General features: G+C 71.9%; 19 protein-coding genes. 5 read left to right on the top strand and 14 right to left on the bottom strand.

Annotated elements, in window-relative coordinates:
• Window positions 1–7: 7 nt before the first annotated feature.
• The 3 genes from DEJ14_RS15070 to DEJ14_RS15080 are packed head-to-tail and all read right to left on the bottom strand — an operon-like array spanning window position 8 to window position 2,575.
• Window positions 8–1,198 carry an alpha/beta hydrolase family protein gene (locus DEJ14_RS15070; RefSeq protein ID WP_111084739.1) on the bottom strand — a complete coding sequence of 397 codons (1,191 nt, stop codon included), beginning with the start codon at window positions 1,196–1,198 and terminating at the stop codon, window positions 8–10.
• A 4-nt stretch (window positions 1,199–1,202) separates the two neighbouring features.
• Window positions 1,203–2,108, bottom strand: coding sequence for a hypothetical protein (locus DEJ14_RS15075; protein ID WP_111084740.1), 906 nt, complete (start codon window positions 2,106–2,108; stop codon window positions 1,203–1,205).
• The gene (locus tag DEJ14_RS15080) at window positions 2,108–2,575 is read right to left on the bottom strand and encodes a hypothetical protein (RefSeq protein ID WP_146249711.1); all 468 of its coding nucleotides are present in this window, start codon (window positions 2,573–2,575) and stop codon (window positions 2,108–2,110) included. The genes DEJ14_RS15075 and DEJ14_RS15080 overlap by 1 nt, the downstream gene beginning before the upstream one ends.
• Window positions 2,576–2,682: 107 nt before the next feature.
• Here DEJ14_RS15080 and DEJ14_RS15085 point away from each other — a divergent pair, with 107 nt between their 5' ends.
• Window positions 2,683–3,666: an SRPBCC family protein gene (locus tag DEJ14_RS15085; RefSeq protein WP_111084742.1), complete on the top strand. Its 984-nt coding sequence runs from the start codon at window positions 2,683–2,685 to the stop codon at window positions 3,664–3,666.
• Between the two features lie 66 nt (window positions 3,667–3,732).
• Here DEJ14_RS15085 and DEJ14_RS15090 read toward each other — a convergent pair whose 3' ends face one another.
• Genes DEJ14_RS15090 through mvk form a run of 5 tightly spaced genes read right to left on the bottom strand, consistent with a single transcriptional unit; the run spans window position 3,733 to window position 9,112 of the window.
• A complete protein-coding gene (locus DEJ14_RS15090; RefSeq protein ID WP_111084743.1) occupies window positions 3,733–4,899 on the bottom strand; it encodes a hydroxymethylglutaryl-CoA synthase in 1,167 nt (388 codons plus the stop codon).
• A complete protein-coding gene (locus tag DEJ14_RS15095) occupies window positions 4,896–5,960 on the bottom strand; it encodes a hydroxymethylglutaryl-coenzyme A reductase family protein (RefSeq protein ID WP_111084744.1) in 1,065 nt (354 codons plus the stop codon). Before DEJ14_RS15095 ends, DEJ14_RS15090 begins: the two co-directional genes overlap by 4 nt.
• On the bottom strand, window positions 5,953–7,035 hold the full coding sequence (locus DEJ14_RS15100) for a phosphomevalonate kinase (protein WP_111084745.1): 1,083 nt from the start codon (window positions 7,033–7,035) through the stop codon (window positions 5,953–5,955). The genes DEJ14_RS15095 and DEJ14_RS15100 overlap by 8 nt, the downstream gene beginning before the upstream one ends.
• Window positions 7,032–8,117, bottom strand: coding sequence for a diphosphomevalonate decarboxylase (mvaD, locus tag DEJ14_RS15105; protein ID WP_258373219.1), 1,086 nt, complete (start codon window positions 8,115–8,117; stop codon window positions 7,032–7,034). The genes DEJ14_RS15100 and mvaD overlap by 4 nt, the downstream gene beginning before the upstream one ends.
• On the bottom strand, window positions 8,117–9,112 hold the full coding sequence (gene mvk, locus DEJ14_RS15110; RefSeq protein ID WP_111084747.1) for a mevalonate kinase: 996 nt from the start codon (window positions 9,110–9,112) through the stop codon (window positions 8,117–8,119). Before mvk ends, mvaD begins: the two co-directional genes overlap by 1 nt.
• A 107-nt stretch (window positions 9,113–9,219) precedes the next feature.
• Between mvk and DEJ14_RS15115 the strand changes: the two genes are divergently transcribed.
• The 3 genes from DEJ14_RS15115 to DEJ14_RS15125 are packed head-to-tail and all read left to right on the top strand — an operon-like array spanning window position 9,220 to window position 11,121.
• A complete protein-coding gene (locus tag DEJ14_RS15115; protein ID WP_181437464.1) occupies window positions 9,220–9,678 on the top strand; it encodes a MarR family winged helix-turn-helix transcriptional regulator in 459 nt (152 codons plus the stop codon).
• 21 nt (window positions 9,679–9,699) lie between these two features.
• The gene (locus DEJ14_RS15120; protein ID WP_071406102.1) at window positions 9,700–10,122 is read left to right on the top strand and encodes an organic hydroperoxide resistance protein; all 423 of its coding nucleotides are present in this window, start codon (window positions 9,700–9,702) and stop codon (window positions 10,120–10,122) included.
• Window positions 10,123–10,146: 24 nt separating this feature from the next.
• Entirely contained in the window at window positions 10,147–11,121 is a 975-nt protein-coding gene (locus tag DEJ14_RS15125) for a zinc-binding dehydrogenase (protein ID WP_111084791.1), read from the top strand.
• A gap of 91 nt (window positions 11,122–11,212) precedes the next feature.
• On the opposite strand, the gene DEJ14_RS15130 is transcribed toward DEJ14_RS15125, so the two are convergent.
• Both DEJ14_RS15130 and DEJ14_RS15135 read right to left on the bottom strand, forming a co-directional pair.
• A complete protein-coding gene (locus DEJ14_RS15130) occupies window positions 11,213–12,670 on the bottom strand; it encodes a sugar porter family MFS transporter (protein ID WP_111084748.1) in 1,458 nt (485 codons plus the stop codon).
• Window positions 12,671–12,828: 158 nt separating this feature from the next.
• The gene (locus DEJ14_RS15135; RefSeq protein ID WP_111084749.1) at window positions 12,829–13,362 is read right to left on the bottom strand and encodes a hypothetical protein; all 534 of its coding nucleotides are present in this window, start codon (window positions 13,360–13,362) and stop codon (window positions 12,829–12,831) included.
• Window positions 13,363–13,500: 138 nt separating this feature from the next.
• On the opposite strand from DEJ14_RS15135, the gene DEJ14_RS15140 reads away from it, so the two are divergent.
• Entirely contained in the window at window positions 13,501–14,403 is a 903-nt protein-coding gene (locus tag DEJ14_RS15140; RefSeq protein ID WP_111084750.1) for a LysM peptidoglycan-binding domain-containing protein, read from the top strand.
• Window positions 14,404–14,591: 188 nt separating this feature from the next.
• Here DEJ14_RS15140 and pgi read toward each other — a convergent pair whose 3' ends face one another.
• The 4 genes from pgi to DEJ14_RS15160 form a co-directional block, all read right to left on the bottom strand.
• Entirely contained in the window at window positions 14,592–16,313 is a 1,722-nt protein-coding gene (gene pgi / locus DEJ14_RS15145) for a glucose-6-phosphate isomerase (protein WP_111084751.1), read from the bottom strand.
• Window positions 16,314–16,480: 167 nt separating this feature from the next.
• Window positions 16,481–18,718 carry a heavy metal translocating P-type ATPase gene (locus tag DEJ14_RS15150; RefSeq protein ID WP_111084752.1) on the bottom strand — a complete coding sequence of 746 codons (2,238 nt, stop codon included), beginning with the start codon at window positions 18,716–18,718 and terminating at the stop codon, window positions 16,481–16,483.
• On the bottom strand, window positions 18,715–18,933 hold the full coding sequence (locus DEJ14_RS15155; protein WP_502868765.1) for a heavy-metal-associated domain-containing protein: 219 nt from the start codon (window positions 18,931–18,933) through the stop codon (window positions 18,715–18,717). Before DEJ14_RS15155 ends, DEJ14_RS15150 begins: the two co-directional genes overlap by 4 nt.
• A gap of 35 nt (window positions 18,934–18,968) precedes the next feature.
• Window positions 18,969–19,259, bottom strand: coding sequence for a metal-sensitive transcriptional regulator (locus DEJ14_RS15160; RefSeq protein ID WP_111084793.1), 291 nt, complete (start codon window positions 19,257–19,259; stop codon window positions 18,969–18,971).
• Window positions 19,260–19,263: the final 4 nt, after the last annotated feature.

The raw sequence follows: 19,263 nt of genomic DNA on the forward strand, positions 1-19,263 counted from the left end.
GCCCCTTCTACTCCATGGTGCCGGTGTGCCCGAGCGATCTCGCCCAGGTCGTGATCGTGGTGTCGAACCAGACGGCGTCGACGTTCCGTTCCCAGGCGTGCTCGGCGGGCTCGCTCACCGCCAACGTCACGGTGTCGGGGTGCGCGTCGGCGAACGCCCGGCTGACGGCGAACGGCACGGTGGTGTCCCCCGACGAGTGGATGAGCAGGGTCGGCGGCAGGCTCCGCGGCGCGTGCAACCAGGAGAGCGCGCGGACGTCCACGGATGATCGGAGCCCGACGAGGCGGCACACCAGCGGCAGTGCCATCGCCCGGAGCGCAGCACCGACGACGAACCCGGGGAGCCCGGCACGACCGGCCTGTGAGCGCACCGTGGTCGCCCAGTCGAGCGCCGGCGACACGAGGACCAGTCCCACGAACCGGTCGCGGTGCGCCGATCGGGCGAGCAGCTCGTGGGTGATCGTCGCACCCATCGACCACCCCACGATCACGAGCCGTTCCGCGCCGTTCGCGACGGCGTGGTCGAGTGCGGCCTCGACGTCGGGCCACTCGCGGGCGCCGAGGTGCGAGGCACGGCCCTGCCAGGGCGCCTCGCCGTCGCCGCGGAACGACGGGACGATCGAGGTCCAGCCGGCCTCGAGCGCCGCCGGCACGGTCCGGAGCGCCGTCACGCGGGTGGTGCGGATGCCGTGCACGTGGACGGCCCACGTCGTGGCGGCGGGCACGTCGGCGGCGGGCGGCGCATCGGCGGCGGGTGCGGGTGCGGGCGCGGGCGCGGGGCCACCGGGCCGGATGACCCACGCCGGCGCCGGGCCCACGGGCGTCGGCAGGTCGACCTCCGCCCAGTCGACGTCCATCGCGGCGGGGTCCGGGTGCACGTGCCCGCTCCACCGCACCCGTGTCGACACGTCACCCGTCGTCCGGACCACCGCACGCCGGACGGTGCCGGCGGCCTCGTCGACGTCGAGCACCGGCCCGACCGTGGTGTGCCCGGTGCCGTCGTGCCACAGGCCGTACTCCCCCGGGCGGACGGTGTCGTCGGTGATCGGGAGCCGGATCGAGTCGTCGGTCGTCTCGAGCACCGGGGTCCAGCGGTCGCCGCCGGGCAGCACGATCTTGCCGACGACCTTCCGCACCACGAGCAGGAACGCCGCCGCCAGCGCGACGAGCGAACCGAGCACCCACCAGACGATCGTCATCGCATCAGCCTCCGAGACTGCGGGTCAGGGTCAGTTCCGCCGAGCGCACCTGGGCGAGCTCGGAATCGTCGAGGGTCCGGCCCTGCACCTCGGCGTCGCGGATCGCGATGACGAGGTCGTAGGTCCGCGCCTGCACGTCGCCGTCCCGTTCGACGGCGCGCAGCTCGTGGCGCCGGGCGATGCGGCGGAGCAGCCGGTGGTGCCGACGGCACGTCACGTCCCGCCACCACCGCCGGAACGTCAGGGACGCCATCGCGACGACGATGAGGACGATGCCCAGGTAGAACGGCGGGTCGAAGCCCAGACGGAGTCCGTCGCGCAGCGGAGCGGGGAACCACCCGAAGTGGTCGGCGGTGAGGGAGAGCAGCTCGTCGATGCTCGCGATGACCACGAGCGAGAGACCCACCCGGAAGACCACGAGCGCGACCGGGTTCCGCAGCACGCCGTACCGGAGCGTCGCGGCGGCGATCACGCCGACACCCACCATGTAGACCGACCCGTAGAGCCACATCGCCGGCTGGTGGATCTCCCGCACGATGAAGTGGAAGTCCGTGCCACCCCGGTCGCGCACGGCGAAGAACGGGACGGCGAAGGCCACGACCACCACGAGGAGCGCCAGCGGGCTCGCCAGCCCCGGCCGTTTCGGCAGGTCGGACGTGCTCGCCCGGAGCATCAGCCAGAAGGCCGCCGTGGCGCACACGTTCTGCACCAGGTTGATGAGGTTCGTGCCCCCGAGGGCACCGTCGAGCACGGTCTGCGGCACGACGCTGCCGAGCGTCAGCAGCCCGAGCGCACCGACGCCGGTCGCACCCCAGGCTGCGCGGCCACGCGGGTTCCGCAGCACGTAGGGCGTGCGGGCGAGGAAGATCAGCGCCGCGCACCAGAAGGCGGCGGCGTGCAGGACGGCCATCAGCCGTAGGCCCGCTCGTCCGCGCTCGCGCTGCCGGCGAGCAGCACGGTCGCGAGCTCGTACGCGAACCGCTCGGCGAAGTGCTCGTCGTCGTCCGAGATGCTCACCAGTCCGGTGTCGCCGTCGAGGGCGCGGCGGCACACGTGCCCGCCCGAGGCGAACTCGGCGATCGAGGTGGTGGTCGGGGCTCCGGCGTCGCCGTGCACGAGGTGTCCGAGCTCGTGCAGGACGCAGTGCATCCGGTACAGCTCGGGAGCACCGGCCGGCACGAGGACGAGGTTCTCGTGCTCGAACTGCGACACCAGCGCGGTGAGCGGTCCCCAGCTCGGACCGTCGACGTCGACCACGCGGGTCGGCTTGCCGACGAACCGCCCGACCCCGGCGACGACGTCGGGGAGCCTCGGCGACGGGGGAAGGGTCGCGACGAGGGCACTGACGGTGTCCGACGCGCTCGTACCCACTGACATCGCCCCTTTCGATCTCCGCGGACAGACTACCTGCACGTCCCCCTTGCGCACGAGGGTGCGCGGGCGGAGCCTGGGACCAGGACCGAACCCGACGACCAGGAGCGACGATGCCCACCACGTCCGTCCACACCGATCCCGAGGCCCTCGCGCTGACGCTCGTCGCCGAGTTCCCCGTCCCGGTCGAGCGCCTCTGGGGCGCCTTCGCCGATCCCCGTCAGCTGGAACGCTTCTGGGGTCCGCCCGGCTTCCCCGCCACATTCACCTCGTTCGACCTGCGGCCCGGCGGCCGCGCCGACTACCGGATGACGTCACCACAGGGCGAGCGGTTCCACGCCGTCTGGCAGGTCACCGCGGTCGACGAGCCACACCGCATCGTGTTCCGCGACCTCTTCACCGACGCCGACGGCGAGGTCGACGACGCGTTGCCGGCCAGCGAGACCGTCCTGTCGTTCGAGACCGTCGGAAGCGGGTCCCGTGTGACCGTCCGGTCGTCGTTCGGGTCCACCGCCGACCTCGAGACCATGGTGGACATGGGCATGGTCGAGGGCTACGAGCAGGCCTTCGGACAGCTCGACGTCGTCCTCGCCGACCTGCGCGAGGACGCCCTCGGCAAGGGCACCGTCACCGAGCTCGTCGACGACACCCACGTCCGCATCACGCGGGCCTTCGCAGCACCACGCCACCTGCTGTGGCGGGCGCACACCGAGCCCGAGCTCGTCCGGCAGTGGTTGCTCGGACCGGACGGGTGGGAGATGACGGTGTACGAGAACGACCTGACCCCGGGTGGCACGTTCCGGCAGGCGTGGGCGCCGACGGGAGACACCGAGGGCGAGCCGTTCGGCTTCGAGGGCGAGAACCTCGTCGTGGAACCGGAGCGGCGGATGGTGTCGACCGAGCGGATGACCGGTGCGCCGTTCCCGCCGAACACGAACGACCTGCAGTTCGACGAGGCCGACGGCGTCACCCTGCTGACGCTGCGCATCACCTACCCCGACAAGACGCAGCGCGACGTGATCCTGGCGACCGGCATGACCGACGGCATGGAGACCAGCTACCGGCGTCTGGAACGCGAGGTGCTGTCCGCCACGTGACCAGCGGACGGACGGGAGGCCCGTGGCGGCCCCGCCACGGGCCTCCCGTCCGTCACGCGGTGCGTCTCAGGACGCCTCGTAGTGGCGCGCGCCGCCGCGCACCCCGGCGAACCGGTACGGCCCTGCCGTGACGCGCGGACGCTCGACGTCGTCGCTCGTCGCGGCGCCGGTCGCGTGCAGCTCGCGGTACGCGTCCACGGTCAGCGGGACGCGGGCCGAGAGCAGCTGTCGGACCCGGCCGACGCGACGGTGGTCGCGGTACGACGGCTGCACGATGCCGGTGAGGAGCTCGCCGACGCTGCCGGAACCGTAGCTGAACAGGGCGATGCGCTCCCCCGCCAGGTCCTCGTCGAGGTCGAGCAGTGCTGCGAGCCCGATCCAGAGCGACGCCGTGTACGTGTTGCCGGTCTGCTTGTTGTACGTGAAGCCGACGAACAGCTCCGACTCGTCGAACGGCACACCCACGTGCTGCGTCAGCTTCCGGTGGGCCTTGAGCGCCATCTTCGTGAACGGCTGGTGGTGGACGAAGCGCACGATGTCCTCGTACGCGGGGCCGCCCTGGTCCGCCAGGTCGTCCCACGCGCCGACGAACGCGTCGACGTAGGCGCTGACGGACAGGCGGCCGTCGACCAGCGCCGTCGACCGGTCGTTCGGGCGCCAGAAGTCGTCGACGTCCGCGGTGAAGACACCGGCGGCCGGCTCGATCTCGATCAGGTCGGGATCGGCGGACACCAGGATCGCGGCGGCGCCGGCACCCTGCGTGGGCTCGGCGGCGGTGTCGACGTCGTAGCGCGCGACGTCGGCGGCGATCACGAGGACTCGCTCGCCCGGCGCCCGGGCGATGATGCCGAGGGCGAGCTGGACGGCGGCCATCCCGCCGTAGCAGGCCTGCTTCAGCTCGACGACGCGGACGTTCTTCGGCAGGCCGAGCAGGCCGTGCACGAAGACGCCGGCGGCCTTGGACTGGTCGACGCCGGACTCGGTGGCGAACAGCACGGTGCGGATGCCCTCGACGCCGTGGCGGTCGATGACCTCCTTGGCCGCGGCGGCACCCATCGTGACGATGTCCTCGTCCGGGGCGGGCACGCTGAAGGCGTCCTGGCCGATGCCGACGTGGTACTTCGCCGGGTCGACGCCGAGGCGCTCGGCCAGGTCGTCGAGTTCGAGCACGTGGTGCCCGGTCGCGATGGCGATGTCGTGGATGCCGATGCGCAGTGCGCCGTCCGCGGTCATGCTGCACCTCCGGCCGGCTTCGCGCCGCGTCGCTCCATGGCGACGTGGGCGGCCATCAGCTCACCCGGGTTCGTCTGGGCGGCGAGGAGCGAGAGTTCTCCGCACAGCACCGTGGCTGCGCACAGGGCGGCGAGACGACGGGCGTTCGCACCGGGCTCGCGGTCCTCGCGGCAGCCGAGGCGCACGAGGGCGTCCTCGACGACGGGCAGGTCCCCGCCCTTGCCGTTGCCGACCGTGCCGACGATCAGGTGCGGCAGCGAGGTGGCGAAGTACAGGTCACCGTCGCGGTTCTCGGCACTCGTGATGCCCTGCGAGCCCTCGACGATGTTCGCGGCGTCCTGCCCGGTGGCCAGGTAGAAGCCGAGCAGCATGTTCGCGTAGTGGGCGTTCGCGGAGCGGAGCGCCCCGGCGATGGTCGACCCGATGAGGTTCTTCGCGATGTTCAGTTCGACGATGCGTTCGGTGCTCGACCGCAGGCGCTTCTCGACGACGTCGCCGGGGATCACGATCTCGGCGATGGTGTTGCGGCCACGACCACGGATGCCGTTCACCGCGGTGGCCTTCTTGTCGGTGCAGAAGTTGCCCGAGACGGACACGTAGCGCAGGCCCGGCTGCCACGCCAGGATCGCGGGCAGGAGCTTGTCCGCCGCCTGCGTGACCATGTTGTGACCCGAGGCGTCACCGGTCGTGAAGGCGAACCGCAGGAACAGCAGGTCACCGACGATCTCGGGGTGCACCTCGATGAGCTTCGCGAACCGGCTCTGCCCGGCGACCAGCGCCTCGAGCTCGTCCTGTCGCGCCAGGATCTGTCCCGCGGCGACGTGCGCCGCCGCGGCACTGGCCGCGCGGACGACGACCGAGCGTGTCATGCGCTCGTCGACGACGGTCGCGACGATGCCGTCGTCGACCATGCGCGAGATGCGGGCGCCGCGGCCGACGGACGGCCAGAGCGGCGACTCGTACGTGGCGAGCGGGACCTCGTGCTCGCCCTGGACCGCGTTGCCGCTGATGCGGATCGGTCCGACCCACTTGGTCGGGATCGGCGTGAGCAGGTCACTCATCGAGGGCTCCTTCTGGTGCTCGCACCGCGACGCTGAGGTGTCTGATGTCGTGCGCCTCCCAGGCGCGGTGGATGCCGGCGGGGTCGATGTCCGCGGGGACGAGCGCGATGCCGCAGTCGCCGCCACCGGCGCCGGACGGCTTCGCCGCACCGCCGGCCGCCTCGACGACGTCGCACAGGGTCGCGAGGCGTTCGGTCTCGATCTTCGACCCGACCGAGTCGCCGAGGCGCTGCATGAGCACCCGGGCACGTCGGAGCGCGTCGAGCGTCTGCTCCGCATCGCCGGTCTGGAGGCCCGTGGTCAGGTCGTCGACGCAGCTGCGGCTCTCGTCGAGGAACGCCTGGTACCCGCCGTTGCGGTGCCGACGCACCACGCCGACGAGCTTCGTGGTCGAGGCCGGCGAGCCGGTCCAGCCGACCAGGAGCTGCAGGTTCTCGGGGGCCGGTAGCCGCTGGACGTCGAAGCCCGCCCACGCGTCGGCGTCGGTGAGGATGTCGGACACGCGGCGCTCGTCGACGAACGAGGCGAGGTGGTCGCGGTCCGGGGCGCTGTAGCGCAGCCAACCGCCGAACGTGCTCGCGGCGAGGTCCCCGCCGGATGCCCGCGGGTTCACCCGGATGGTGGCGAGCAGAGCGACCTGGAAGCGCTGGCGCTGCGTCAGGCCGATGCCGTAGAAGCGGTCGAGGGCACCGACGGTCGCGACGGTCACCGCCGCCGAGGACCCGAGCCCGAACTTCCGGCCGCTGGCGTCGTCGAGCTGGCTCTCGATCCGCAGGTCGTGGAACCGCGGCGCGATGCCCCGTTCGGCGCGGAGCTTCTCGACGAGGTCGATCGTCGCCATCACGTAGTCGTAGGGGTGGTGCTCGCGGTCGAGGGCGAGGCCGTCCTCGTCGCGCGTCCACGTGAGCGGCAGGTGGCCGTACTCCTCCGAGTGCACGCTGCCCGCACCGTGCGCCTCGGACACGCGGGCCGTGATGGCACGGTCGAGGGCGATGAGGACGGACGGCTGGCCGGGCTCGACGACGGCGTACTCGCCGGCGACGAACAGCTTGCCGTGGGCGCGGAACTCGATCACTGCACGGACTCCTTCTGGTCGGGGCTGTCGCTCGCTGCGGCGACCCCGATCTCTTCGGAGCGGAGCACCCGAGCGGCAGGTCCGGTGCCGGACTCGATCACGTCGCCGAACGACGCCAGCGCGGTGGCCACGGCGGAGCGGTCCGCGGGCTGGCAGAGCACGACCACGTTCGGTCCGGCGTCGGCGGTGGCGTAGGCCTCGAGCCCCGCGGCGCGGAGTTCGCCCACGGCGTCGAACACGGCGACGCTGCGCGCGTTGAGGTAGCGGATCGGCGGGAAGGCGCCCTCGATCGTGGCGTGCATGCGCAGCGCGTTGCTCTCGGTGATCTCGCCGATGCGGGTGAAGTCGCCGGCCGCGCAGGCGTCGAGCATGTCGCCGACGGTCTCGGTGGTCGAGGTGACCCACGCCGGGTAGAACGGCGAGGTCGCGATGGTGCGGCGCATCGCCTCGCGCGAACCGATGGGCTTCGGACCTGCGTCGATCGTCACGACCACCATGGCCATCGGCGGCGCCGGGATCGGCTCCGCGAAGGAACCCTGGTCGTCACCGGCGTGCCAGACGGCGACGCCCCCGGGGATCGACCGGGTGGCCGACCCCGAGCCGCGGCGGGCGAGGCGGGAGAGGTCGCGCGCGGACAGGTCGAGACCGTACGCCGCCGACGCGGCGGTCGCGAGCGCCGCGAACCCCGAGGCGCTCGACGCCAGCCCGGCACCGGTCGGCACGGTGTTCTCGGACACGACGGACGCGCGGGTGTCGCTGCCGGCGAGCTCCCGCACGAGGTCGAGGAACTGCTGCACGCGCACCAGGGCACCGTCCTCGACGACGTGGCCGTTCAGCGTGAAGGCGTCTCCCCACGGGCTCGGCCTGCCCGCCGCTTCGCGACGGTCAGGTACCGGCCCGCGTGGGCCCAGAGCCTCCGCACCGGCACCGGATCCGCCGTCCAGCGTGACGGTCGTCGTCGTCGGGAACACGTCGAGGCCCATGGAGACGCTGCCCGTGGCGGGCAACGCCAGCTGCGCGTCCGCCTTGCCCCAGTACTTGACGAGGGCGATGTTGGGGTGCGCGACGGCGGTGGCGGTCATCAAGCGCGGGCTCCGATCGTGGTGGTCCAGGTGGCTGCGGCACCTGCGCCGCGGAGTGCGGCCGCGATGCGGTCCGCGTGGTCGTCGTCCGTGGCGAGTGCGAGCACGCACCCGCCCCGCCCGCCGCCGGTCAGCTTCGCGCCGAGGGCGGCCGCAGCACGTGCGGCGTCGACGAGCCGGTCCAGGTCGGCACTCGACACGTCGAGTGCGCTGAGCAGGTCGTGCGCGGCGTCCATGGTGACACCGAGCCCCTGTGCGTCGCCAGCCTCGAGTGTCCCCCGCGCCTGCCGCGCGAGTTCGCCGATCCGGTGGATGACGCCGTCGACCGCCGCCGGGTCCTGGTCGTGCCGTTCCCGCACGGCCGCGACGGCCTGCCGGGTGTGGCCGGGGACGCCGGTGTCGGCGACGACGAAGGTGAAGCGGGCACCGAGCGCGACGGGCTCGATGCGGCCACCCTCGAACCAGACCGGCACCGCGGCGACGACCCCGCGGGCGTCGAGGCCCGACGGTCGGCCGTGTGCGACGCGCTCGCACTCCTGGATGAGGTCGTGGTGGGTCTCGGCGTCGAGGGTCTCGCCCAGCGCGTCCGCGACGGCTGCCGTGACGGCCGCGGCGACCGCTGCGCTCGAGCCCATGCCACGGGCGGTGGGGACCTCGCTGTCGACCCGGACGTGGAAGTGCCGGTCGGTCACACCGAAGTGCCGCAGCGTCGCCGTGACGGCGGTGACCGTCGGCATCACGGCCGCGGGTGCGAGGTCGAGCGGGCCGGTGTGCACCGTGGACTCGAGGGTGTGCCCGACGGTGGTGCCGGCGGCCTCGTCCGCCCCGGCGCTGACCGGGCTCACCGTCGCGACGACCCGTGCGTCGAGCACCGGCAGGACGAGAGCGGGTGCGCCGTAGACCACGGCGTGCTCACCGATCAGGATCGTCTTGCCGTGGGACGACGCCGATCCGTTGCCGGGGGTCGTGGTGGTGTCGAGGTGGGTGCTGGTCATCGTGGGTCACGTCAGCCTAACCGTCCGGGCCGTCGGCGTGTTCGTCGTGACCTGAGCATCCGCTGCGATGAGTTGTGCACAACCGGGTTGCGTGACAGGCTGATGCCATGCCCGTGACCGACGAGATGGTGTGCTTCTCCCTCTACGCAGCGAGCCGCGCGACCACGCAGGCGTACCGCACGATGCTCGAGCCCTGGGGCCTGACCTACCCGCAGTACCTGGTACTCGTCACCCTGTGGGTCGAGGGCGACCAGACCGTCTCGAGCCTCGGGGAACACCTGCAGCTCGACTCCGGCACTCTCTCGCCACTGCTCCGCCGCATGGAGCAGAGCGACCTGGTCCGCCGTGAGCGCCGCAGCAGCGACGAGCGCCTCGTCACCGTGACCGTGGGTGACCGCGGGCGCGAGCTCCGGTCCGAGCTGAGCGGCATCCCCGCACGCATCGCCGCCGGCATGGGCCTGGCCGACGAGCGGGCCGCCGCCGAACTCATCGCGACCCTGCACCGGCTGACCGAGACGATGCACGCCGCGGTGGACGCCCCCGATCGCGCCGTCACGGACCACTGACCCCACGAAGGAAGGAACACCATGGAAACCCTCTACACCGCCGAGGCCCTGGCCACCGGCGAAGGCCGCAACGGCCACGTCGCCACGAGCGACGGCACGGTCGAGTTCGACCTCGCCATCCCGAAGGAGATGGGTGGCTCCGGCAACGGCGCCAACCCCGAGCAGCTGTTCGCCGCCGGCTACGCCGCCTGCTTCCACTCCGCGCTGCAGGGTGTCGCCCGCAGCCAGAAGGTGAAGATCACCGACTCGTCCGTCGGCGGTCGCGTGTCGATCGGCCCGAACGGCAACGGTGGCTACCAGCTCGCCGTCATGCTCGAGGTCGTCATCCCCGGCCTGGAGCACGACCAGGCCCAGGCCCTCGCCGACGCAGCCCACCAGGTCTGCCCGTACTCGAACGCGACCCGCGGCAACATCGACGTCACCATCGTCGTCTCGGAGGACTGACCCATGAGCACCACCCCCACCACCATGCGCGCCGTCGTCCACGAGACCTTCGCCGAGCCCGCCGACGTCCTCGAGGTGCAGGAGCGCCCCGTCCCGACGCCCGGCGCCGGCGAGGTCCTCGTCCGCACGGTCCTCTCCCCCATCCACAACCACGACCTGTGGACCGTCCGCGGCACCTACGGCTTCAAGCCCGAGCTGCCCGCAGCATCCGGCACCGAGGCGCTCGGTGTCGTCGAGGCCCTGGGCGAGGGCGTCACGAACCTGACGGTCGGCCAGCGCGTCGCCGGCGGCGCCTTCGGCGTCTGGGCCGAGTACTACACCGCGAACGCCGCCGGACTCGTCCCGGTTCCGGACGCGATGTCCGACGAGGCCGCCGCACAGCTCGTCTCGATGCCGTTCAGCGCGATCAGCCTGCTGCACTCGCTCGACCTGCACGAGGGCGACTGGCTGATCCAGAACGCCGCGAACGGCGCGGTCGGCCGCATGGTCGCCCAGCTCGGCGCAGCCCGCGGCATCAACGTCATCGGCCTGGTGCGTCGCGCCGCCGGTGTCGAGGAGCTGCGCGAGCAGGGCATCGAGCGCATCGTCGCCACCGACGCGGACGACTGGAAGGACCAGGTCGCCGCGATCACCGGAGGCGCTCCGATCGTCGCCGGCGTCGAGTCCGTGGGCGGCAAGGCCGCCGGCGACATCGCATCGGTGCTCGGCGAGAACGCCACCCTCGTCGTCTTCGGCGCGATGGCGTCGCCCACGCTCGAGATCCCGTCGGGCAAGGTCATCTTCGGGCAGCTCACCGTGAAGGGCTTCTGGGGCAGCGTCGTCAGCAAGACGATGCCGGCCGAGACGAAGGGGCAGCTCTTCGGTGAGCTCATCACCCGCGTGCTCGACGGCTCGCTGACGCTCCCCGTCGCCGAGACCTTCGCCTTCGAGCAGGTCCGCGACGCCGTCCGCGCCTCGGACACCGCCGGCCGCGTCGGCAAGGTGCTCCTGCGCCCGTGACGCGACCACAGGACGGACGGGAGGCCCGGTGCCAGCTGGCACCGGGCCTCCCGTCCGTCTGTGCGCGCGATCACCGCGCCACGTGCACGACCTAGCCGCGCGACGCCTTCTGCGGGACGGTGAAGATGTTGCCGGTGGTGACGCCCTCTTCCACTTCCTCGAGGGTGCGACCGCGGCTCTCCGGCACGAACTTCCAGATGAAGAGCAGCGCGAGCAGACCGACGATCCCGAATCCGAAGAACGTGCCCGTGATGCCGGTCGCGGCGACGATCGTCGGGAAGTACAGCCCGAGGAACGCGTTCGCGATCCAGAGGCAGAACACCGAGATGCCCATGCCGAGCGCGCGGATCTGGGTCGGGAAGATCTCCGACAGCACCACCCACACGGCGATGTTGAGGAAGGTCTGCATCGAGCCGACGAACGCGACGACGAGGAACAGGATCACCCACGGGCGGGCCGGATTGCCCTCGGGCAGCGCGACCGAGGCGATGCCGATCAGGAAGTGGCAGACCGTCGTCAGCGAGAACCCGATGATCAGGGTCGTCCGGCGGTTGATCTTCTCCATGTTGTACAGCGCGATGACGCCACCGACCACGGCGATCACGCCGGGGGCGATGTTGGCGATGAGGGCTGCCGACGCCTGGAACCCGGACTCGATGAGCACGGTCTGCCCGTAGTACATGATCGAGTTGATGCCGGTGAGCTGCTGGGCGACGCCGAGCCCGGCACCGATGAGCACGATGCGGATGAGCCACTTGTTCCCGCGCAGCGTCTGCCATCCGCTGACGCGATCTTCCTTCGCCTCGAGGTCGTTGCTCCGCTTGATGTCGTCGAGCTCGGCGGTCGCACGCTCCGTGGTGCGGACCTGCTGCAGGACGGACAGCGCTTCGTCGTACCGCCCCTTCGACGCGAGCCAACGCGGCGACTCCGGCACCCGGAGCATGCCGACGAAGAGTGCGATGGCGGGGAGCGCACAGACGGCCAGCATGACGCGCCAGACGCCGTTGCCCTCACCCCACAGGTTGCCGATGATGGCGTTGACCACGAACGCGGCGAGCTGCCCGATCACGATCATGAGCTCGTTGCGGCCGGACAGCGAACCGCGGATCTCGAACGGGGCGAGTTCGGCGAGGAACACCGGGACGACGGTCGATGCCCCACCCACCGCGAGGCCGAGGAGCACACGACCGACGACGATCACTCCGAACGTCGGTGCGACGACGCAGATGAGCGTGCCGAGGAAGAACGTCACGGCGAGGGCGATGATCGTCTTGCGACGGCCCCACCCGTCGGCGATGCGACCGCCGAGCATGGCACCGATCGCGGCGCCGAACAACAGGGAGCTGGTGACGACGCCCTCGGTGAAGTTCGTGAGACCGAGCTCGGCCTTCATCGGGTTCAGGGCACCGTTGATGACACCGGTGTCGTACCCGAAGAGCAGCCCACCGAACGTGGCGACCAGGGCCAGGACGCCGAGGCGGCGTCGGTGCGGTCCGGTCCCGATCGGGGGCAGTGCGACAGTCGGGGCTGTCGGCTTGATGTCGACCATTCGGTGACTCCTTCGTCGGTGATCGCGCTTCAGTGCGTGCACCGATGGTAACCCGAATCCATGTCCTGTCAATTGGACATTCTGTCGTCAGGACGATTGGATCGGTCCACATAAGGCCTGATCAGAACGGGAGCGGTCCAACGGGCCCCGTTCGACCGTCAGGACTCGTCGGGCTCCGGGCTGTCCCCCAGCACGTCACCGAGCGACGGCATGTCCGCGCCGTGGTCGGTGTAACGCCGCACGGTCCGACGGGCAGCGGCGCTCGCAGCACCGGACAGCGCCGGGTTGCGCCGCGCAGCATCGGCAACGCGGCCCGCGTGCCCCGCGGTCGAGAGCAGGACGTTCGCCAGTGCCCGGGCGTCGCCGCGCTCGGGCACCCCGGTCACGGTCCACGCCGTGCGCACCTGGGCGTCGGGCGTCACACCGCGTCGCGTGCCCATCCGGTGCCAGTCGGACAGCACGCCCTCGGTCCGGGAGGCCGCACGGTCGGCCTCGCCCGCTCGACGGCGCGCGGCGTCGCGTGCAGCGGACTCGCTCGCGCCCTCGACCGTGTCGTACCGGTCGGTGAGGCCGTCGGCCCGGCGCCGGACACTCTCCGCCCGTTCACGAGCAGCGCCGTCGTCACCGCCTTCTTCTGCGATGCGGGCGGCGTGCGCGGCGGCAGCCGCGGCGAGGATCTCCGAACGCTCCATGGCCTCGACGGTAGCCGTTCCGACCGACACCGGCCACCGCCGCTCCGTCCGGTACGCGGTACGTCTGCAGACACAGGACGGAGGCGCTGCGTTCGCCCCGGGGACACCGCGCGCTTAGCATCGAGCTGAGGGGGAATCATGCACCGGACGCTCGCGATCGGGGTCGTCGTCGCGGCCGCCGTGGCACTGTCGGGGTGCTCGCTGCTGCGCGGGTCGGACCGAGCCGTCCCCGCCCCGTCCACCCCGGCGACGACGTCGACCTCGTCCGCCACGCCGACGCCGACGCCCGACGCCGACCCGGAGGGCGACCTCCTCGAGTCGTCGGCGCACCCCCGCACGCCGACGCCGGAACCCACCGAGTCGGCGGCTCCGGCTCCGACGCTGACGCCGATCCCCGCCGGGACCGTCCTCGCCCAGGGTGACGTCGCGTCCCCGAAGGGCAGCGTGCACTTCCGGTTCCGCGTGGTCGCGGTCGGCGACGACACGTTCACCGCCCAGTACTCCGGCTTCACCTCGACCCTGCCGGTGCCGGTCGGGGTCGGCCTGTTCGACCTGCCGCGCGCGGTCGGCGACGGCCTGACCTACCCCGGCGTCGGCGACCGGACGCTCGGTGGGCCGACCAGCACGGCGACCGCGGTGGACGTCCCACTGAGCGGCTCCGGCGTCGACCCGTCGCACCTCACCACGCTCGTGACCTACTCCGCGGCGGATCCGGGGCAGGAGGTCCCGGTCGAGATCGGGGCCGGCAAGGTGCTCGCGGTGACCACCGTGCGGTGGTCCGTCCCGGCGCGGCAGACGAACGTGCACCCGAAGGACGCCGGTGCCCGGGCGAACGCGACCGGTCCGGTCACCGCGACGACGACGGGCGGGGCGCCGCGGTCGTACACGGTCGCCCCGGACGACCTCATCGGGGACGTCGCCGCGCGGTTCGGCATCAGCGTGCGGGCGCTCGTCTGGCTCAACGAGGGCGTGCAGGTGTTCGGGACGGACCAGCACCTCTACGAGGGGACGACGCTCAACCTCGACCCGCTCGCCCGCTGACCGCGAGTCTCGGAGCGCAGGGCCCGAGACTCGCGCTCAGCGACAGTTCTCGGCGCGCGCCTCCCGAGAACTGTCGCTCACCCCGAGTCTCGGGCCGCGTCCGCCCCGCGGCCAGCGCGACCGACAGACGAACGGGAGGCCCGTGACGGATCCGCCACGGGCCTCCCGTCTCGCAGGTGGGTACCTCGCTACTTGCGCAGCTCCAGGTACTTCGCGATGAGCGCCTTGGTCGAGGCGTCCTGCGCGTCGAGCGCGGCCTGGTCGCCCTCGACGGCCGGCGTGACCTGCAGCGCCAGCTGCTTGCCGAGCTCCACGCCCCACTGGTCGAACGAGTCGATGCCCCAGATGGTGCCCTCGGTGAACACGATGTGCTCGTAGAGCGCGATGAGCTGGCCGAGCACGCTCGGGGTGAGCTCCGGCGCCAGGATCGACGTCGTCGGCTTGTTGCCCGGGAAGGTGCGCGCCGCGACGGTGCCCTCGTCGGTGGTGCCCTCGGCACGGACCTCGTCGGCGCTCTTGCCGAACGCCAGCGCCTTGGTCTGCGCGAAGAAGTTCGCCAGGAACAGCGTGTGCACGTCGGTGCCGGGCGCGACGCCCTTGCCGTCACCGGTCTCGTCCTTGAGCGGACGGGCCGGGTTCGCGACCGTGATGAAGTCGGCCGGGATCAGGCGGGTGCCCTGGTGGATGAGCTGGTAGAACGCGTGCTGGCCGTTCGTGCCGGGCTCGCCCCAGAAGACCTCGCCCGTCTCGGTGGTGACGGGCGAGCCGTCCCAGCGGACGCGCTTGCCGTTCGACTCCATGGTGAGCTGCTGCAGGTACGCGGCGAAGCGGTGCAGGTACTGCGTGTACGGCAGGACCGCGTGGCTCTGCGCACCGAGGAAGTTCGTGTACCAGACGTTGAGCAGGCCCATCAGGACGGGGACGTTCTGCTCGAGCGGCGTGGTGCGGACGTGCTCGTCGATGGCGTGGAAGCCGGCGAGGAACTGCTCCCAGTTCTCCTGGCCGATCGCGACGATGACGCTCGTACCGATCGCGGAGTCGACGGAGTAGCGGCCGCCCACCCAGTCCCAGAACCCGAAGGCGTTCTCGGGGTCGATGCCGAAGGCCTCGACCTTGTCGAGCGCGGTGGACACGGCGACGAAGTGCTTCGCGACGGCGTTCTTCTTCTCGTCGTCACCGGCGTCGGTCAGGCCGAGCCGCTCCCACAGCCACTGGCGTGCGAGTCGCGCGTTCGTCAGGGTCTCGAGGGTGCCGAAGGTCTTCGACGCGACGATGAACAGCGTGGTCTCGGGGTCGAGGTCCACGGTCTTCTCGTAGATGTCCGCCGGGTCGATGTTCGACACGAAGCGGGCTTCGAGCCCGGCCTGCACGTACGGCTTGAGTGCTTCGTAGACCATGACGGGGCCGAGGTCGGACCCACCGATGCCGATGTTGACGACGGTCTCGATGCGCTTGCCGGTGACACCGGTCCACGAGCCGTCACGCACCTGCGACGCGAACGCGTAGACCTTGTCGAGCGTGGCGTGCACGTCGGCGTCGACGTCCTGGCCGTCGACGGTCAGCGGCGCCGCCGGGACGAGCCCCTCGGTCGCCTTCGGGCGGCGGAGCGCGGTGTGCAGGACGGCGCGGTCCTCGGTGACGTTGATGTGCTCACCGGCGAGCATCGCCTGGAAGCGCTCGGCGACGCCGGTGTCCTTCGCGACCTGCAGCAGCGCCGCGAGGATCTCGTCGGTGACGAGGCCCTTCGACAGGTCCACGGTCAGGTCGGCGGCCTGGAAGGTGTACTGCTCGGCACGGCCGGGGTCGCTGTCGAACCACCCGCGCAGGTCAGGGGTGAAGCCGGCGGCGATGCCGTCCAGCTTCTTCCAGCCTTCGGTCGATGTGGGGTCGACGGGAGCGGATTCGGTCACTTCGGTCCTCCTGGGATCACGTTCGAGACGTACAGCCCGCAGGTCACCGCACCAGTGCGTCGCGGACCGTCTTCGAGCGTAGTGCCGTCGGCACCGTGGTGCGCACCGCCGGACGGGAGGCACGGGGTGCGTTCGCTGCGCGCGTCACGTCCGGCGGGTGGTCGGCCTCAGGGCCGGGGTGCGAAACGCCGCAGCCGCAGGCTGTTCGTCACGACGAAGACGGACGAGAACGCCATGGCGGCGCCGGCGAGCACCGGGTTGAGCAGCCCCGCCATCGCGAGCGGGATCGCCGCCACGTTGTACGCGAACGCCCAGAACAGGTTGCCCTTGATGATGCCGAGCGTGGCCCGCGACAACCGGACGGCGTCGGCGACGACGGTGAGCCGACCGCTCACGACCGTGATGTCGCTGGCCGCGATCGCCGCGTCGGTGCCGGCACCCATCGCGATGCCGAGGTCGGCCGCGGCGAGCGCCGCAGCGTCGTTGACACCGTCGCCGACCATGGCGACGCTCCGTCCCTGGGCCTGCATGCCCCGGACGGTGTCGAGCTTGCCGGCCGGGGTCGCACGGGCGTGCACCTCGTCGATGCCGACCTGCGCGGCGACGGCTCGGGCTGCTCCGTCGTTGTCGCCGGTGAGCAGGACGGGGTGCAGACCGAGGGCCACGAAGCGCGCGACCGCGTCGGCTGCTTCGGGCTTCACGGTGTCACCGACGACCACGACGCCCAGCACGCTGCCGTTCCGGGCCACGACGACCGCGGTCCCGCCGTCGGTCTCGGCGGCGGTGATCGCCGCGGTCACCGCGTCGGGGACGGGGATCGCCCACGACGAGGTCAGCCAGCGGGTACCGCCGACGAGGACGACGTCGCCGTCCACGACGGCCTGCACGCCGGCGCCGGGGGTCGACTCGAACTGCTCGGCGGTCGGGACGTCGAGGTGCCGGGCCACTGCCGCACGGACGACCGCACGGGCCACGGGGTGCTCGGACCCGTGTTCGACGGCCGCAGCGAGGCGGAGCACGGCGTCCTCGTCGAGGGCGGCGTCGGCGGAGGTCACGGCGCGCATGGTCATCTCGCCGGTGGTGACGGTGCCGGTCTTGTCGAGCACGATGGTGTCGACGCCACGGGTCCGTTCGAGCACCTGCGGGCCACCGATCAGGATGCCGAGCTGCGATCCACGGCCGGTGCCGACGAGCAGCGCGGTCGGCGTCGCGAGCCCGAGGGCGCACGGGCAGGCGATGATGAGCGTGGCAACGGCTGCGGTGAACGCCGCCGTGACCGAACCGCCGAGCACGAGCCAGCCGACGAACGCCAGCACGGCGAGCGCGATGACGATCGGCACGAAGACGCCGGACACCCGGTCGGCCAGGCGTTGCACGTCGGCCTTGCCGGTCTGCGCGTCCTCGACGAGCCGTCCCATCCGGGCGAGCTCGGTGTCGGCGCCGACGCGGGTGACGGCGACCACGAGCCGGCCGCCGACGTTGATCGTCGCGCCGGTCACCCGGTCGCCCGGTCCGACCTCGACGGGGACGGATTCGCCGGTGACCATGCTGCGGTCGACGGCCGAGGACCCGTCCTGCACGAGGCCGTCGCTGGGGATCCGCTCCCCCGGCCGCACGACGACGACGTCCCCGACGACGAGCGCCGACGCGGGCACACGCTGCTCGACGCCGTCGCGCAGCACCATGGCCTCCTTCGCGCCGAGTTCGAGCAGGGCGCGGAGTGCCGCCCCGGACTGCTTCTTGGCGCGGGCCTCCATGTACCGGCCGGCCAGGATGAACACCGTGACGGCCGCCGCGACCTCGAGGTACAGGTCGGTCGCCTCGGGGTCGGTCGCGATCCACGAGAACGTCATGTGCATGCCGGTCGTGCCGGCGTCGCCGAAGAAGAGGGCGTAGAGGGACCAGCCGAAGGCCGCCAGCACACCCACGCTGACCAGGGTGTCCATGGTCGCGGCACCGTGTCGGGCGTTCACCCACGCGGCGCGGTGGAACGGGAGCGCGCCCCACACCGCGACGGGCGCGGCGAGCGTCAGGGCGAGCCACTGCCAGTTCGGGAACTGCAGGACCGGCACCATCGAGAGCAGGACGACCGGCACGGCCAGGACCGCCGACACGACGAGTCGTCGGCGCAGCGCACCGGCCGGGTCGTCGGCGTCGTGGTCCGGCTCCGTCGTGTCGGTCGGCGGCGCGGGGACGGTCGCACCGTAGCCCGCCGACTCGACGGCGGCGATGAGGGCCGCGGGGTCGGCGGGGCCGTCAGCGGCGACCTGCACCTGCGCCTTCTCGGTGGCGTAGTTGACGGTGGCGGTGACCCCGGGGAGCTTGCCCAGCTTCCGTTCGATGCGGTTCGCGCACGAGGCGCAGGTCATGCCCGTGATGTCGAGCTCGACGATGCCGTCCGTCACGACGGCACGACCTCGTACCCCGCATCGGCGACCGCGCCGCGGAGCGCATCGGCGTCGACGGGTGCGTCCGAGGTGACGGTCACCGACGAGGCTCCGCCGGGGACGAGCGTGACGGCGACGTCGGACACCCCCTCGAGTTCGGTGAGTTCCTCGGTCACGCTCAGCACGCAGTGCTCGCAGGTCATGCCCTCGACGAGCAGCAGTTCGGTGGTCACGGTGTCTCCTCCTGTGGTTCGGGTGGGGGCGGCGGTCACGAGCGCACGAGCCGGGCGATGGCCTGGCTGGCTTCGCGGACCTTCTCGTCCGCGGCGTCGCCGCCCTCGGCGACCGCCTCGGCGACGCAGTGCTTGAGGTGGTCCTCGAGCAGCGACAGCGCCACGCGTTCGAGCGCCCGGTTCGCCGCCGAGATCTGGGTGAGGACGTCGATGCAGTACGTCTCGTCCTCGACCATGCGGGCGATGCCGCGCACCTGGCCCTCGGCGCGACGGAGCCGCTTGAGCAGGTCGTCCTTGTCGCCGATGTACCCGACGTGTTCGTGCATGCTG

It is taken from the genome of Curtobacterium sp. MCJR17_020, from assembly GCF_003234365.2.
In the GTDB taxonomy this organism is placed as follows: Bacteria; Actinomycetota; Actinomycetes; order Actinomycetales; family Microbacteriaceae; genus Curtobacterium.